Source organism: Kitasatospora sp. NPDC051702 (assembly GCF_040681575.1).
GTDB lineage: Bacteria > Actinomycetota > Actinomycetes > Streptomycetales > Streptomycetaceae > Kitasatospora.
The window spans coordinates 108812-123697 of sequence record NZ_JBFAZB010000023.1; the positions used below are offsets into that span (position 1 = coordinate 108812).

Annotated in this window: 12 protein-coding genes and 1 rRNA gene; 7 read left to right on the top strand and 6 right to left on the bottom strand. The window is 74.2% G+C overall.

Features of this window, described 5'->3' with window-relative positions; all coding sequences use genetic code 11:
* The first annotated feature begins 57 nt into the window (after positions 1-57).
* Positions 58-1770: a bifunctional 3'-5' exonuclease/DNA polymerase gene (locus tag AB0N04_RS20475; RefSeq protein ID WP_360217036.1), complete on the top strand. Its 1713-nt coding sequence runs from the start codon at positions 58-60 to the stop codon at positions 1768-1770.
* Between the two features lie 72 nt (positions 1771-1842).
* On the opposite strand, the gene dhaM is transcribed toward AB0N04_RS20475, so the two are convergent.
* Entirely contained in the window at positions 1843-2235 is a 393-nt protein-coding gene (dhaM, locus tag AB0N04_RS20480; protein WP_360217039.1) for a dihydroxyacetone kinase phosphoryl donor subunit DhaM, read from the bottom strand.
* Between the two features lie 167 nt (positions 2236-2402).
* Here dhaM and dhaK point away from each other — a divergent pair, with 167 nt between their 5' ends.
* Together dhaK and dhaL are read left to right on the top strand one after the other, a co-directional pair.
* Positions 2403-3398, top strand: coding sequence for a dihydroxyacetone kinase subunit DhaK (gene dhaK, locus AB0N04_RS20485; protein ID WP_360217042.1), 996 nt, complete (start codon positions 2403-2405; stop codon positions 3396-3398).
* A 14-nt stretch (positions 3399-3412) separates the two neighbouring features.
* Positions 3413-4132: a dihydroxyacetone kinase subunit DhaL gene (gene dhaL, locus AB0N04_RS20490; RefSeq protein WP_360217045.1), complete on the top strand. Its 720-nt coding sequence runs from the start codon at positions 3413-3415 to the stop codon at positions 4130-4132.
* A gap of 121 nt (positions 4133-4253) precedes the next feature.
* Here the strand turns inward: dhaL and AB0N04_RS20495 are convergent, their stop codons facing one another.
* Positions 4254-5459 carry a PP2C family protein-serine/threonine phosphatase gene (locus tag AB0N04_RS20495; protein ID WP_363364982.1) on the bottom strand — a complete coding sequence of 402 codons (1206 nt, stop codon included), beginning with the start codon at positions 5457-5459 and terminating at the stop codon, positions 4254-4256.
* A gap of 97 nt (positions 5460-5556) precedes the next feature.
* On the opposite strand from AB0N04_RS20495, the gene AB0N04_RS20500 reads away from it, so the two are divergent.
* Positions 5557-5775, top strand: coding sequence for a heavy-metal-associated domain-containing protein (locus AB0N04_RS20500; protein WP_360217051.1), 219 nt, complete (start codon positions 5557-5559; stop codon positions 5773-5775).
* 81 nt (positions 5776-5856) lie between these two features.
* Complete coding sequence (locus AB0N04_RS20505) at positions 5857-8139, top strand: heavy metal translocating P-type ATPase (RefSeq protein ID WP_363364984.1); 2283 nt, start codon at positions 5857-5859, stop codon at positions 8137-8139.
* Between the two features lie 63 nt (positions 8140-8202).
* On the opposite strand, the gene AB0N04_RS20510 is transcribed toward AB0N04_RS20505, so the two are convergent.
* The 3 genes from AB0N04_RS20510 to AB0N04_RS20520 all read right to left on the bottom strand — a co-directional run bounded on the left by AB0N04_RS20510 (position 8203) and on the right by AB0N04_RS20520 (position 13181).
* Positions 8203-8922 carry an SDR family oxidoreductase gene (locus AB0N04_RS20510; RefSeq protein ID WP_360223210.1) on the bottom strand — a complete coding sequence of 240 codons (720 nt, stop codon included), beginning with the start codon at positions 8920-8922 and terminating at the stop codon, positions 8203-8205.
* 509 nt (positions 8923-9431) lie between these two features.
* Positions 9432-10721, bottom strand: a complete 1290-nt coding sequence (locus tag AB0N04_RS20515; RefSeq protein ID WP_360223213.1) for a citrate synthase — start codon at positions 10719-10721, stop codon at positions 9432-9434.
* Positions 10722-10946: 225 nt separating this feature from the next.
* Positions 10947-13181: an ATP-dependent RecD-like DNA helicase gene (locus AB0N04_RS20520; RefSeq protein WP_360223216.1), complete on the bottom strand. Its 2235-nt coding sequence runs from the start codon at positions 13179-13181 to the stop codon at positions 10947-10949.
* A gap of 199 nt (positions 13182-13380) precedes the next feature.
* On the opposite strand from AB0N04_RS20520, the gene AB0N04_RS20525 reads away from it, so the two are divergent.
* Both AB0N04_RS20525 and AB0N04_RS20530 read left to right on the top strand, forming a co-directional pair.
* Complete coding sequence (locus tag AB0N04_RS20525) at positions 13381-14172, top strand: VOC family protein (protein WP_360223219.1); 792 nt, start codon at positions 13381-13383, stop codon at positions 14170-14172.
* Between the two features lie 90 nt (positions 14173-14262).
* Positions 14263-14715 carry a GNAT family N-acetyltransferase gene (locus AB0N04_RS20530; RefSeq protein WP_360223222.1) on the top strand — a complete coding sequence of 151 codons (453 nt, stop codon included), beginning with the start codon at positions 14263-14265 and terminating at the stop codon, positions 14713-14715.
* A gap of 79 nt (positions 14716-14794) precedes the next feature.
* Here AB0N04_RS20530 and rrf read toward each other — a convergent pair.
* Positions 14795-14886 (bottom strand): 5S ribosomal RNA (rrf, locus tag AB0N04_RS20535); the annotation flags it as partial.

A 14886-nucleotide genomic window follows, 5' to 3' on the forward strand; every position in this document is an offset into this window, starting at 1 on the left:
CCGCACACCCGTGCCCGTACCCGCACGCCCGACCAGCGCGCCGGAGAGGAGACCCCCGTGGCACCCAGGACCGCCCTCGCCCCCGATCCGCACGGCCCCGGCGGCCGACTCCAGCCGCTCGACGACTCCGGCGCCCCGCTCGGCCCGCCCGAGGCCGTCCCCGACCTCGCCGCCGCCGTCGCCGACCGCGAGGCCGACGGGCACCCGCGGTGGGTCTGGGCCGCCACCGACGCCGCCTACGCCCCGCTGCTGCCGCGGCTGGAGTCTCGCCTCGCCCGCTGCCACGACCTGCGGCTCACCGAGGCGCTGCTGCTCGGCCACGAGGGCCGGTTCGGCGCGCCCCGCTCGCTCGGCGCCGCCTGGTCCCGGCTGCGCGGCCTGCCCGTCCCGGACGACCTGCCCGAGCCCGGCTCCGCCGAGTCCGACGGCGGCCAGGACACCCTGTTCGCCCCCGACCGGCTGCAACTGCCGCCCGGCGCCGACCCACTGGCCGCCGTGGTGGCCGTCCACGCGGAGCAGCAGCGCCGGCTCGCCGCGATCGCCGACCCGGCCGCCCGGCAGCGGTTCCGGCTGCTGGTCGCCGCCGAGTCGGCCGGCGCGCTGGTGGCCGCCGAGATGGCCCACGACGGGCTGCCCTGGCGCGGCGACGTCCACGACCGGCTGCTCACCGAACTGCTCGGCCCCCGCCCGGCCGTCCCGGGCACCCAGCCGAAACTGCTCGCCGACCTCGGCGCCCGGCTCCAACAGGCCCTCGGCGGGCGCCCGTTCAACCCCGACTCGCACACCCAGGTGCTGCGCGCCTTCGCCGACCAGGGCGTCCAGCTCGGCTCCACCCGCTCCTGGGAGCTCAAGGGCGTCGACCACCCGGCCGCCGCGCTGCTGATCCGGTACAAGGAGCTGTCCCGGATCCACGCCGCGCACGGCTGGGCCTGGCAGGACACCTGGGCCCGCGGCGGCCGCTTCCGGCCCGAGTACGTGGTCGGCGGCGTGGTCTCCGGGCGCTGGGCCAGCCGCGGCGGCGGCGCCCTGCAGATCCCGCGCATCCTGCGGCGCGCCGTCGTCGCCGACCCCGGCTGGCTGCTGGTCGTCGCCGACGCCGCCCAACTGGAGCCCCGGGTCCTCGCCGCCCTCTCCCGGGACGCCGGGCTGGCCCGCACCGCGGCCGGCGGCGACCTGTACGAGGCACTCGCCGCCAACGCCTTCCAGGGCGACCGCGACAAGGCCAAACTCGGCCTGCTCGGTGCCATGTACGGCCAGACCAGCGGCGACATCGGCCCGCTGCTGAACACCCTGCGCCGCCGCTACCCCGCCGCGATGGGCTACGTCGAGGCCGCCGCCCGCACCGGCGAGGACGGCGGCGTGGTCGCCTCCCGGCTCGGCCGGGTCTGCCCGCCCGCCTCGGCCGCCTTCCTCGACCTCACCGAGGCCGACACGGCCGGCGAGGCCGGCGGCCGGACGGCCCGCGCCCGCGGCCGCTTCACCCGCAACTTCGTCATCCAGGCCAGCGCCGCCGACTGGGCGCTCGCCCTGCTCGCGGCGCTGCGCCGCCGGCTCCACGACCTGCCCGCGACCGGCCCGGCCGACCAGCCGCACCTGGTGTTCTTCCAGCACGACGAGGTGATCGTGCACACCCCGGCCAACCTCGCCGACGAGGTCGTCTCCGCCGTCACCGAGGCCGCCGACGAGGCCCGTCGGCTCGTCTTCGGCGACACCCCGGTGCGGTTCCCGCTCACCACCGCGGTGGTGGACTGCTACGCCGACGCCAAGTAGCGGCGGGCCGGTGCCTCCGGTGGGCGGCCACCGCACCCCGCGGGGTGGCGGCCGCCACCCCGCGGCGGGCCGCTACAGCTTCCGGAAGGCCCGCGCGTCCTCCGCCGCCGCGACCACCTCGGACAGCGCCGCGCCGGTCGAGGCGGTGACGACGGCCGCCACCGCGCCCTCCACGAACGGCGCGTCCACCAGGCGCACCCCCGGGCGCGGTTCGTCCTCCAGCACGGTGACGGCGGTCAGCACCGAACTGCCGAGGTCCGGCAGCACGACCACGCCCGCCCCGCCGTCGGCCTCGACGACGGCCCGCGCGATCAGGTCGTAGCTGGTGCCCAGGCCGCCGTCCTCCGTCCCGGCCGCGACCGCCACGCGCACGCCCTCCGGGGCGAGTTCGGCGAGCAGCTCGCGCAGCCCGGCGGCCAGCCGGGGGCTGTGCGAGACCAGGACGACGCCCACGTTTCCGCTCATGCCCGCGACCTTACGGCGGATCCCGCTGCTCCGGGAGGGTGACCGACACCCTGCGTGTCGCACCCCGTGCCGGGCACCCCCGTCTGGCGTAGCGTCGGGGCAGCAGCGTCCGCCGCACACGGCCCGTCGAAGCGTCCTGTCGGACACGCCCAAGGGAGCGAAGAGCGTTGAAGAAGCTGATCAACACCCCGGAGAGCGTCCTGGAGGACGCACTGGCCGGAGTCGCCGCGGCGCACCCCGAGCTGGCGGTGGACCTCGTCAACCGGGTGATCACCCGGGCCGCCCGCCCGGCCGGCCCCAAGGTCGCGCTGGTCTCCGGCGGGGGCTCCGGCCACGAGCCGCTGCACGGCGGCTTCGTCGGCCCCGGCATGCTGGACGCGGCCTGCCCCGGCGAGGTCTTCACCTCCCCCGTCCCGGACCAGGTGCTGGCCGCGGCGAAGGCGGTGGAGAACGGCGGCGGCGTGGTCCTCGTCGTGAAGAACTACACCGGCGACGTGATGAACTTCGAGCTGGCCGCCGAACTCGCCGCCGAGGAGGGTCTGGAGGTCCGCACCGTCCTGGTCGACGACGACGTCGCGGTCGAGGACTCCACCTGGACGGCCGGGCGCCGCGGCACCGGGGCCACCGTGCTGGTCGAGAAGACCGCGGGCGCGCTGGCCGAGCGGGGCGCCCCGCTCGACGAGGTGGCCGCCCTGGGCCAGCGGGTCAACGCCGCCTCCCGCTCCTTCGCCGTCGCGCTCACCGCGGCGACCGTCCCGGCGGCCGGCAAGCCCGGGTTCGACCTGCCCGAGGACGAGATCGAGGTCGGCGTCGGCATCCACGGCGAGCCCGGCCGCCGCCGCGAACGGCTCCGCCCGGTCCGCGAGCTGGCCGCCGAGGTGGTCGACACCATCCTCGCCGACCACCACCTGGCACCGGGGGACGAGGTGATCGCCCTGCTCAACGGCCTCGGCGGCACCCCGCTGCTGGAGCTGTACATCACCTACGGCGAGGTCGCCGCCCGGCTCGCCGAGCAGGGCATCACGGTGGCCCGCAGCCTGGTCGGCAACTACGTCACCAGCCTGGACATGGCCGGCTTCTCGCTCACCCTCACCAAGGCGGACCGGCAGCTGCTGGAGCTGTGGGACGCGCCCGTCGACACCCCCGCCCTCAAGCGGGCCTGACCGGAGGAGCAGGCATGGCCGCCATCGACCCGCCGTCCCCCGCACCGGACGCTCCGCACGCAGCACCGCCGGAAGCACCGCTGCCGGACACCGAGGCGCCCGGCACCCGGCTCCTCGACGCCCGGCTGGCCGAGGCCTGGATCCGCGCCGCCGCCGCGGCCGTCGAGGAGGAGCAGGCCCGGCTCACCGAGCTGGACTCCGCGATCGGCGACGGCGACCACGGCAGCAACCTCCGGCGGGGCTTCGCCGCCGCCCTGACCGCCCTCGACGGCCTCGCGCCGGCCGGCCCCGGCGCCGTCCTCACGAAGACCGGCAGCACGCTGATCTCCAAGGTCGGCGGTGCCTCCGGCCCGCTCTACGGCAAGGCCCTCCGGGCCGTCGGCGCCGCCCTGCCCGGGCCGGCCGGCCCGGCGGACGTGGCCGAGGCGCTGGCCGCCGGACTGGACGCCGTCCGCGCGCTCGGCAAGGCCGACCCCGGGGACAAGACCATCGTGGACGCCTACACCCCGGCGGTCGCCGCGTTCCGCGCCGCGGCCGCGGCCGGCGCCGCCCTCCCCGAGGCCGCCGAGGCCGCCGCGGTCGCCGCCGAACAGGGCGCCCGCGACACCGTTCCGTTGCGGGCCCGCAAGGGCCGCGCCTCCTACCTGGGCGAGCGCAGCATCGGCCACCAGGACCCGGGCGCCACCTCCACCGCCCTGCTGTTCCGGGCCCTCGCCGCCGTCAGCGCCGGCTGAGGGCCCCGACGGGCCTCCGGGGCCGGGCCCTCCAGGCTCGGCCCCGACCGCGAGGCCCAGCCCGCAAAGACCCGACCGCGAGGCCCAGCCCGGGCGCGTCCGGAACGCCGGGCCCCCGGCGTCAGCCGTCCGTCCGAGCGATCAACAGCAGCAGGGCGTCGTCCCGCAGGTCCCCGCCGGTGTGCGCCAGCAGGTCCGCGTACACCCGCCCGACCGCCGCCTCCAGCTCCCCGGCCGAGCCGCAGGCACCCCGCACCAGCGGCCCGACCCGCTCCGCCAGCGGGTAGAACGCCCCGTCCTCGCGGTGCCGCGCCTCGACCACCCCGTCCGTGCAGAGCACCAGGACGTCCGCGGTCCCGAAGGGCTGTCCCCAGCTGGCCGGCTCCCCCGCGGCCAGCCGGCCGAGGCCGAGCGGCACCCACGGGTCCGGGGCGTCCAGCACGTGCGCCCGCCCGTCCCCGTCGACCCGGATGGGCGGGACGTGACCGTACTGCAGCAGCTCCATCACCCCGGGCGTGCGGAACTCCGCGAACAGCGCGGTGGTGAACTCCCCGTCCGGCACGTGCCGCTCGACGCTGGCCTCGATCCGGGCGGCGACGCCCCGCAGGCCGGACTCGTCGTACGCGGCCTCGCGGAAGGCGCCCAGCACCACGGCCGCGGTCTGCACCGCGGCGAGGCCCTTGCCCCGGACGTCGCCGACCGCGACCCGGGTGCCGTGCGGGGTCTCCAGCACCGAGTAGAGGTCCCCGCCGATGCGCGAGGCGTCGGCCGCCGAGACGTACCGGACGGCCAGCCGCAGCGGCCCGACGACCGGCCCGGGCAGCTGCAGCAGCGCCCGCTGGGCGGCCTCGGCGACGGAGCTGACGGCCGCGAAGGCCGCGGCGCGCCGCATCCGGATCTTCGCGACCCAGGCGGAGAAGACGGTGAGCACCACGTAGCTGACCATCGCCCCGTAGAGGAAGCGCGCGTCGTTGATGTTGTCGACCTCGTCGTAGTGGCTGAGTCCGAAGACGGCCACCAGTCCGAGTGCGCAGACCGCGAGCAGTTCGCCCGGTCTGAGGGTGAGTGCGGCGACGGCCGGGACGACGGTCATCAGCGGGGCGAGGTAGCGGTCCTTGCCGGAGAGCAGGTCGGCGAGCCCGACCAGCAGGACGGCGAGCAGCGCGGGCGAGGCCCGCCGCCAGAACGGCACGTCCTGGAGGTCGGTGGCCAGCAGGGCGCCGCGCCGACGGCCCGGTGGCAGTGCGGCGGCCGTGGGGGCCGAGGGCGACTGGGCGCGGCGGATCGGGAACACATATCGAACATAAGGGACGATCAGCACGCCCACCGCCCCACCCCTCCGCGAAATACCCCTGAGGGGTACGGTGGTCGCCAGAGTCAGAGCCCGGGCCGACGCCCGGGTCAGCGCACCCCCGGAGGCCCGGATGTCCAGCACCACCACCTACACCGTGACCGGCATGAGCTGCGGCCACTGCGAGAACGCGATCAGCCAGGAACTCACCGCCCTGGACGGCGTCACCGGGGTCGCCGCCGACGCCAAGGCCGGCACCGTGACGGTCTCCTCCCTCGCGCCGTTGGACGACGAGCAGGTCCGCACCGCGGTCGACGAGGCCGGTTACGAACTGGTCGGCCGCAGCGTCTGACCCCCGGTGCGGCGGGGCCCGGGCAGCGGACCCCGCCGCACACCCTTCCAAGGAGCTGATCCGCATGATCGAGGTGGGAGCATGACCGCCGCCGCCCCCGGCATACAGGGCGCAGCCGGCACCGGGGCCCGCGAGCGCGTCGAACTGTCGATCGGCGGGATGACCTGCGCCTCCTGCGCGGCCCGGATCGAGAAGAAGCTCAACCGGCTCGACGGCGTCGAGGCCACCGTCAACTTCGCCACCGAGAGGGCCCGGGTGGACTACGGCCCCGGGGTCTCCCTCGAGGACCTGATCACCACCGTCGAACGCACCGGCTACACCGCCGAGCTCCCGCCGCCGCCGGCCCCCGCCGAGCCCGGGCCGACCCCCGCCGCCACGGCCGACCGCCCCGCGCCGGAACAGCCCGCCGACCCCCTGCTCGACCGGCTGCTGACCAGCGCCGTCCTCAGCCTCCCGGTCGTGCTGCTCTCGATGGTCCCGGCCCTGCAGTTCACCAACTGGCAGTGGCTGGCCTTCGCGCTCACCGGCCCGGTCGTGGTGCACGGCGGCCTGCCGTTCCACCGCGCCGCCTGGACCAACCTCAAGCACGGCGCGGCGACGATGGACACCCTGGTCTCCCTCGGCACCCTGGCCGCCTTCGGCTGGTCGTTCTGGGCGCTGTTCTGGGGCCACGCCGGCCGGCCCGGGATGCACCACGACTTCTCGACCCCGATCGGCGGGGCCGACGCCTCCTCCACCCTCTACCTGGAGACGGCCGCCGCAGTCACCGTGCTCATCCTGCTCGGCCGCCACCTGGAGGCCCGCGCCAAGCGCCGGGCGGGAGCTGCCCTGCACGCCCTGCTCGACCTGGGGGCCAAGGACGTGGCCGTCCTGCGGGCCGGGCAGGAGGTGCGGATCCCGGTCGCGGAGCTCGCGGTGGGCGACCGGTTCGTGGTGCGCCCCGGGGAGAAGGTCGCCACCGACGGCACGGTGGTCGAGGGCGGCTCCGCCGTCGACGCCTCGATGCTGACCGGTGAGTCGGTGCCCGTGGAGGTCTCCGTCGGCGACGCGGTCACCGGTGCGACCGTCAACGCGGGCGGCCGGCTGGTCGTCGAGGCCACCAGGGTCGGCGCCGACACCCAGCTCGCCCGGATGGCCCAGCTGGTCGAGGACGCGCAGAACGGCAAGGCCGCCGCCCAGCGCCTCGCCGACCGCATCTCCGCCGTCTTCGTCCCGGTCGTCATCCTGATCGCGCTGGCCACCCTGGTCGGCCGGCTGCTGGCCACCGACAGCCCCACCGCGGCCTTCACCGCGGCCGTCGCGGTGCTGATCATCGCCTGCCCGTGCGCCCTCGGCCTGGCCACCCCGACCGCGCTCATGGTCGGCACCGGCCGCGGCGCCCAGCTCGGCATCCTGATCAAGGGCCCCGAGGTGCTGGAGAACACCCGCAAGGTCGACACCGTCGTCCTGGACAAGACCGGCACCGTCACCACCGGACGGATGACCCTGCTCGCCGTGCACACCGCCGAGGGCGTCACCGAGGCCGAGGCCCTGCGCCTGGCCGGCGCCCTGGAACACGCCTCCGAACACCCCGTCGCCCGCGCCATCGCCACCGCCGCGGCCGAGCGCACCGGCGGCCTGCCGCCCGTCCAGGACTTCCGCAGCACACCCGGCCGGGGCGTGCGGGGTGTCGTCGAGGGCCGCCCGGTGACGGCCGGGCGGGCGGGGACGGCACCGCTGCCGCCGGCCCTGGAGCGGGCCAGGGCCGCGGCCGAGGCGGCCGGCCGCACCGCCGTCGTGGTGGGCTGGGACGGCGCGGCGCGGGCCGTGCTGGAGGTCGCCGACGCCGTCCGGCCGACCAGTGCCGAGGCGATCGCCCGGCTGCGCGCCCTGGGCCTGACGCCGGTGCTGCTGACCGGGGACAACCGCGCGGCCGCCGAGGCCGTCGCCGCCGAGGTCGGCATCGCCCCGGAACACGTCATCGCCGAGGTCATGCCGGAGGAGAAGCTCGCCACCGTCCGTCGGCTTCAGGCCGAGGGCCGGGTCGTCGCCGTGGTCGGCGACGGTGTCAACGACGCGGCCGCACTCGCCCAGGCCGACCTCGGCCTGGCCATGGGCACCGGCACCGACGCCGCCATCGAGGCCGGCGACCTCACCCTCGTCCGCGGGGACCTGCGGGCCGCCGCCGACGCGATCCGGCTCTCCCGCCGCACGCTCGGCACCATCAGGGGCAACCTGTGCTGGGCGTTCGGCTACAACGTCGCGGCGATCCCGCTGGCCGCGGCCGGACTGCTCAACCCCGTGATCGCCGGGGCCGCGATGGCCTTCTCCTCGGTCTTCGTGGTCACCAACAGCCTGCGGCTGCGCCGCTTCCGGCCGTCCTGACGCACCCGCCGCACGCCGGAGGGGCCCGGACCGCCCGGTCCGGACCCCTCCCGCGGCAACGTCCTAGCGGCCGAGCAGCTCGCCGCCGTTGCAGTGCAGGATCTCGCCGGTGATGAAGCCGGCCTCGGGCGAGGCCAGGAAGTACACCGCCCCGGCGACCTCGCCGGTCTCGCCGATCCGACCGAGCAGGGTGCGGGCCGCCCGGCGGGAGACCTCCGCCTCGTCCAGCCGGGGGCCGAAGAACTCGGTGCCGGCCACCGTCCCCGGCGCGACGATGTTGGCGGTGATGCCCGAGGTGCCCAGCTGGGCGGCCAGGAAGTGGTTCCAGGCGTGCAGCGAGGCCTTCGCCGCGCCGTACGAACCGGCCCCGCGCAGCGCGGCGATGGAGCTGATGGTGACGACCCGGCCGGCGCCGGGGGTGAGCCGGTCGCGGAGCGACTCGGTGAGCAGCACCACGGTCAGCACGTTGCGCTCGAAGTCGCCGCGCCAGCGCGCCAGCAGGGCGTGCGGCCCGCCGCCGATCACGGTCTCCCGGCTCCCGGCGTTGTTGACCAGGACGTCGATCCGCTCGGGCAGGTCGCCCAGCACGGCCTCGACGGCGTCGGGGTCGGCGAGGTCGCACACCAGGGGGGTGACGTTCGTCCCGAGGTCGGCCGCGGCCGCCTCGAGCACCTCGCGGCGGCGGCCCACGATCACGACCCGATCGCCCGCCTCGGCGAACCGCCGCGCGACCTCGTACCCGATTCCCGTGCCACCGCCGGTGACAACCACGTTCCTGGCCATCTGCGCACTCCCTCCCCAGTTCCGCCGCCACGCTGCGAGGGTGCGGGGCGGTCCGTACCGGAATGCCACGATTCCTATCACGCTCGGTTGCCGTGACTGCGGGGAGGGTGACGTAGCCCGCGCGGGATCGTGTGGTATGGGCCGGACACGAGGCGCACACGGAGCGTGGCGAGAGGCAGCTCACACCCCCCGGGCGTAACTTCTCGCACCCTGATACGTCTTAGGTTGGTAGTGCGGCAGTTTTCCGGTGGGTGGAGACGCTACGAACGGCAACGCGTCCCCGCACCGCCACCGGCTGCCGCCGACGGGGCTCCGGCGGGCCCCGGGACGGTCGTCGACCATGACGACCTCGCGCACGGCGCCGGGGTTGTGACGGGCCAGGGACGCTTTGAGCGGCCGTCCCCGGTCACGGCCCGGCCCCGGAGTCGTGCGCCGTACGGTTCCGTCCCCACGGGGACGCCGAAGGGCCCGGCCGCACCACGGTGCGGCCGGGCCCTTCCGGTTCTGCGTCAGCGCTCGCCGAGGGCGACGTAGTCGCGGATCTCGGTGCCCGTGTAGATCTGGCGCGGGCGGCCGATCCGGCTGGTCGGGTCGTTGATCATCTCGTGCCAGTGGGCGATCCAGCCCGGCAGCCGGCCGAGGGCGAACAGCACGGTGAACATGCTGGTCGGGAAGCCCATGGCGCGGTAGATCAGGCCGGTGTAGAAGTCCACGTTCGGGTAGAGCTTGCGCGAGACGAAGAAGTCGTCCTTGAGGGCGTGCTCCTCCAGCTTGAGCGCGATCTCCAGCAGCTCGTCGTTCTTGCCGAGCTGGGCGAGGACCTCGTGCGCGAGCAGCTTGACCTGCGCGGCGCGCGGGTCGAAGGCCTTGTAGACGCGGTGGCCGAAGCCCATCAGCTTGACGCCGGCCTCGCGGTTCTTGACCTTCGTGATGAAGGCGTCGACGTCGCCGCCGTCCTTCTGGATGCTCTCCAGCATCTCCAGCACGGCCTGGTTGGCGCCGCCGTGCAGCGGGCCCCACAGGGCGGAGATGCCGGCCGAGATGGAGGCGAACAGGTTGGCGTGGCTGGAGCCGACCAGGCGCACGGTGGAGGTCGAGCAGTTCTGCTCGTGGTCCGCGTGCAGGATGAGCAGCTTGTCCAGGGCGTTGACGATGACCGGGTTGAGCTCGTAGTCCTCGGCGGGCACCGCGAAGGTCATCCGCAGGAAGTTCTCGACGTAGCTCAGGTCGTTGCGCGGGTAGACGAAGGGCTGGCCCATCGCCTTCTTGTACGCGTACGCGGCGATCGTCGGCAGCTTGGCGAGCAGGCGGACGGTCGACAGGTGGCGCTGGTCCGCGTCGAACGGGTTGTGGCTCTCCGGGTAGAACGTGGACAGCGCGCCGACGACCGAGGACAGCATGGCCATCGGGTGGGCGTCCCGCGGGAAGCCCTGGAAGAAGCGCTTGACGTCCTCGTGCAGCAGGGTGTGCTGGGTGATCTCGCGGTTGAAGTCCGCCAGCTGGCCGGCGTTGGGGAGCTCACCGTTGATCAGGAGGTACGCGGTCTCGATGAAGCCGCCCTGTGCTGCGAGCTGCTCGATCGGGTAGCCGCGGTACCGCAGGATGCCGTTGTCGCCGTCCACGAAGGTGATCGCGGACTTGTACGCGGCGGTGTTACCGAAGCCGTTGTCCAGGGTGACCAGGCCGGTCTGCGGGAGCAGCTTCGAGATGTCGAAGCCGGCGTTGCCCGCAGTGCTCTCGACGACGGGGTACTCGTACTCGCCGTCCTGGTACCGCAGTACTACCGAGTTGTCGCTCACGTCTTCCTCACCGACGAAATGAATCCTCTTCCAAGGTGCCCTGACTGTCTCCACCATCCCCCATCTGGAGGACAGCCGCGCACCCGGGGTGGCCCGAAAGGGCCCGCCCCTACAAAACCTGCCGCCGCAGCCGGTACGAACCGGACAAGATCGGCACCACCCTAGGCTCTGCCGTAAATCTCTTCACGTCAAGAGAACATTAGAGGCAACCATCCCGTTGGATAATCATCCAGTTGCCAGCCGATGATCGAGCGCGGCATGCCGCCGACCTGCACTGACGGCCCGCACGGCCTGCGCGATCGCTTTCCGTGACCCGACCAGTACCACCAGTTTCCGCGCCCTGGTCACGGCGGTGTAGAGCAGATTTCGCTGGAGCATCGTCCAAGCGGACATAGTGACCGGAATCACCACGACCGGGTACTCGCTGCCCTGCGAGCGGTGGATCGTCACCGCGTACGCGTGGGCCAGCTCGTCCAGTTCGTCGAAGTCGTAGCCCACCTCCTCGTCCTCGTCGGTCAGCACCGTCAGCCGCTGGTCGTCCGCGCTGAGGGCGGTCACCACTCCCACTGTGCCGTTGAAGACGCCGTTCCGCCCCTTGTCGTAGTTGTTGCGGATCTGGGTGACCTTGTCCCCCACCCGGAACGTCCGCCCGCCGAAACGCCGTTCCGCCAGCCCCTCCCGGGCCGGCGTCACCGCCGCCTGCAGCAGGGTGTTCAGGTTCCCCGCCCCGGCCGGCCCCCGGTGCATCGGCGCCAGCACCTGGACGTCCCGGCGCGGGTCGAAGCCGAACCGCTGCGGGATCCGGCGCGCCACCACGTCCACCGTCAGACCGGCCGCCCGCTCCGCGTCCTCCTCCACGAACAGGAAGAAGTCCGCCAGACCGTCCGTCAACGGCGGCTTCCCCTCGTTGATCCGGTGCGCGTTGGTCACCACCCCCGACTGCTGCGCCTGCCGGAAGATCCTGGTCAGCCGCACCGACGGGATCGGGCCGTCCTGCGCCAGCAGGTCCCGCAGCACCTCGCCGGCCCCCACCGACGGCAGCTGGTCCACGTCCCCCACGAACAGCAGGTGCGCACCCGGCGGCACCGCCTTGACCAGCTTGTTCGCCAGGATCAGGTCCAGCATCGAGGCCTCGTCCACCACCACCAGGTCCGCGTCCAGCGGGCGGTCCCGGTCGTAGGCGGCGTCCCCGCCCGGCTTGAGCTCCAGCAGCCGGTGCACCGTCGAGGCCTCCGCCCCGGTCAGCTCCGCCAGCCGCTTCGCCGCGCGCCCCGTCGGCGCCGCGAGCATCACCTTCGCCCGCTTCGCCAGCGCCAGCGCCACGATCGACTTCACCGTGAACGACTTGCCGCAGCCCGGACCCCCCGTCAGCACCGCGACCTTCTCGGTCAGCGCCAGCCGCACCGCCTGCTCCTGCTCCGGAGCGAGGTCCGCCCCGGTCCGCTTCGCCAGCCACTCCAGCGCCACCGGCCAGTCCACCGCACCGAACCACGGCATCCGGTCGGCGTCCGAACGCAGCAGCCGCAGCAACTGGTTGGCCAGCGAGATCTCCGCCCGGTGGAACGGCACCAGGTACACCGCGGTGATCGGCTCGCCCGCGTCCCCCGGCACCGACTCCCGCACCACCCCCTCCGCCGCCACCAGCTCCGCCAGGCACTCGATCACCAGCCCGACGTCCACCTGCAGCAGCTTCACGCCGTCCGCGATCAGACGCTCCTCGGGCAGGTAGCAGTGCCCCTGGTCGCTGCTCTGCGACAGCGCGTACTGCAGCCCGGCCTTCACCCGCTCCGGACTGTCGTGCGGGATCCCCACCGCCTGGGCGATCCGGTCCGCCGTCAGGAACCCGATCCCCCACACGTCCGACGCCAGCCGGTACGGCTCGTTGCGCACCACCCCGATCGAGGCGTCGCCGTACTGCTTGTAGATCCGCACCGCCAGCGAGGTCGACACCCCCACCCCCTGCAGGAAGGCCATCACCTCCTTGATGGCCTTCTGCTCCTCCCAGGCCGCCGCGATCTTCTTCGTCCGCTTCGGGCCCAGCCCGGGCACCTCGATCAGCCGCCCCGGCTCGTTCTCGATGACCTCCAGGGTGTCCACCCCGAACCGCTCCACGATCCGCTCCGCGAACCGCGGCCCGATCCCCTTGATCAGCCCCGAGCCCAGGTACCGCCGGATGCCCTGCACCGTCGCCGGCAGCACCGTGGTGTAGTTCTCCACCGTGAACTGCCGCCCGTACTGCGGGTGCGAACCCCACCGCCCGTGCAACCGCAACGACTCGCCGACCTGCGCCCCCAGCAGCGCCCCGACCACCGTCAGCAGGTCGTTCGCCCCCCGGCCGGTGTCCACCCGGGCCACCGTGTAACCGGTCTCCTCGTTGGCGTACGTGATCCGCTCCAGCACGCCCTCGACCTGTGCGAGCTGGCGCGGCACCTCCTGCCCCGACTGCGCCTGCCTGGCCACCGGGACCCCCTTCGACCGGTACGGGTGGACCTTTCCGCTACGCACCGTACCGCCCGCCCCGGACACCCCCGAATCCGCGCCGGACGGCCCCCGCGGCCCTGCCGTGCAGCGCCCCCGCGCAGGTGCCAGGCTGGGAGGGGCGGGGGGAGCGCCGACCGCGCCCGCACCCGCACGGGCCCGTCCGAGGAGCAGTGCCGCCATGCTCAACACCGCCTTCCGCCCCGGCTCCCCCGACTGGCTCGACCTCGGCAGCCCCGACACCGGGGCCTCCGTCGACTTCTACACCGCCCTGTTCGGCTGGACCTTCGACTCGGGCGGCCCCGAGGCCGGCGGCTACGGCTTCTTCCGGCTCGACGGCCGCACGGTCGCCGCGCTCGGCCCGCTCACCGAGGAGAGCGACCAGCCCGGCTGGACGGTCTACTTCGCCACCCCCGACGCCGACCGCACCACCGAACTCGTCGAACAGGCCGGCGGCCGCGTCCGGTTCGCCCCCTTCGACGTCTTCACCGCGGGCCGGATGGCCGGCTACGCCGACCCGACCGGCGCCGAGTTCTCGGTCTGGCAGCCGCACGACACCCGGGGCCTGGAGGCCGTCGACGACGAGGGCAGCCTCTGCTGGACCGAGTGCCACAGCGTCGACGCCGAACGCGCCAAGGCCTTCTACCGCGCCGTCTTCGGCTGGCAGGAACAGGACGTCCCGGTCGAGGGCCTCGTTTACACCGTCCTCACCCCGGCCGGCGGCGGCACCGAGGACGCCCACGGCGGCATCGTGCAACTCGACCCCGCGCGGACCGCCGCCGGCACCGCCTCCCACTGGCTCCCCTACTTCGAGGTCCCCAACGTCGACGCCAGCCTCGCCATCGCCGGCACCCTCGGCGCCACCGTGCGGATCCCCGCGTCGGACGTCCACGGCGTCGGCCGCCTCGCCCAGCTGGACGACCCGCACGGAGCCGCCTTCGCCGTCATCACCACCGCGAAGCCCGGGGAGTGACGGCAGATCACCCCCGAGAAGGGCCCTGAGGGGGTCCTGCGGGGGCTACCGGCCGGGGGTGCGGGTGAGGGGGCGGCCTATCCTCTGGTCATGACCGATCTGACGATCCGCCGGGCCACCGAAGACGACCTGCCGGCGGTGGTGGCGATGCTCGCCGACGACCCCCTGGGCGCCACCCGCGAGAGCCCCGACGACCTCACCCCGTACCGTGCCGCCCTCGCCCGCATCGACGGCGACCCGCACCAGCACCTGGTCGTCGCCGAACGCGCCGGCCGCACGGTCGGCACGCTCCAGCTGACCCTGGTCCCCGGCCTCTCCCGCAAGGGCTCCACCCGCGCGATCATCGAGGGCGTCCGCATCCACGCCGACGAGCGGGGCAGCGGCCTCGGCACCGACCTCATCCGCTGGGCCGTCGACCGCTCCCGCGACCTCGGCGCCGACCTCGTCCAGCTCACCTCCGACGCCACCCGCACCGACGCCCACCGCTTCTACGAGCGGCTCGGCTTCACAGCCTCCCACGTCGGCTTCAAGCTGCCGCTCTGAGCGCCCCGGGGACGCGGAAAAGCATCGGAAAAGCAGAAAACCCCCGCCGGATGCCCGGCGGGGGTTTTCTCGAAGAATTGTTCGGCGGCGTCCTACTCTCCCACAGGGTCCCCCCTGCAGTACCATCGGCGCTGTGAGGCTTAGCTTCCGGGTTCGGAATGTAACCGGGCG

Excerpts from the sequence above, each read along its gene's own strand:
- dhaM (WP_360217039.1), bottom strand. The coding sequence starts at position 2,235 with ATGAGCGGAAACGTGGGCGTCGTCCTGGTCTCGCACAGCCCCCGGCTG.
- dhaL (WP_360217045.1), top strand. The coding sequence starts at position 3,413 with ATGGCCGCCATCGACCCGCCGTCCCCCGCACCGGACGCTCCGCACGCA.
- AB0N04_RS20500 (WP_360217051.1), top strand. The coding sequence starts at position 5,557 with ATGTCCAGCACCACCACCTACACCGTGACCGGCATGAGCTGCGGCCAC.
- AB0N04_RS20505 (WP_363364984.1), top strand. The coding sequence starts at position 5,857 with ATGACCGCCGCCGCCCCCGGCATACAGGGCGCAGCCGGCACCGGGGCC.
- AB0N04_RS20510 (WP_360223210.1), bottom strand. The coding sequence starts at position 8,922 with ATGGCCAGGAACGTGGTTGTCACCGGCGGTGGCACGGGAATCGGGTAC.
- AB0N04_RS20525 (WP_360223219.1), top strand. The coding sequence starts at position 13,381 with ATGCTCAACACCGCCTTCCGCCCCGGCTCCCCCGACTGGCTCGACCTC.
- AB0N04_RS20530 (WP_360223222.1), top strand. The coding sequence starts at position 14,263 with ATGACCGATCTGACGATCCGCCGGGCCACCGAAGACGACCTGCCGGCG.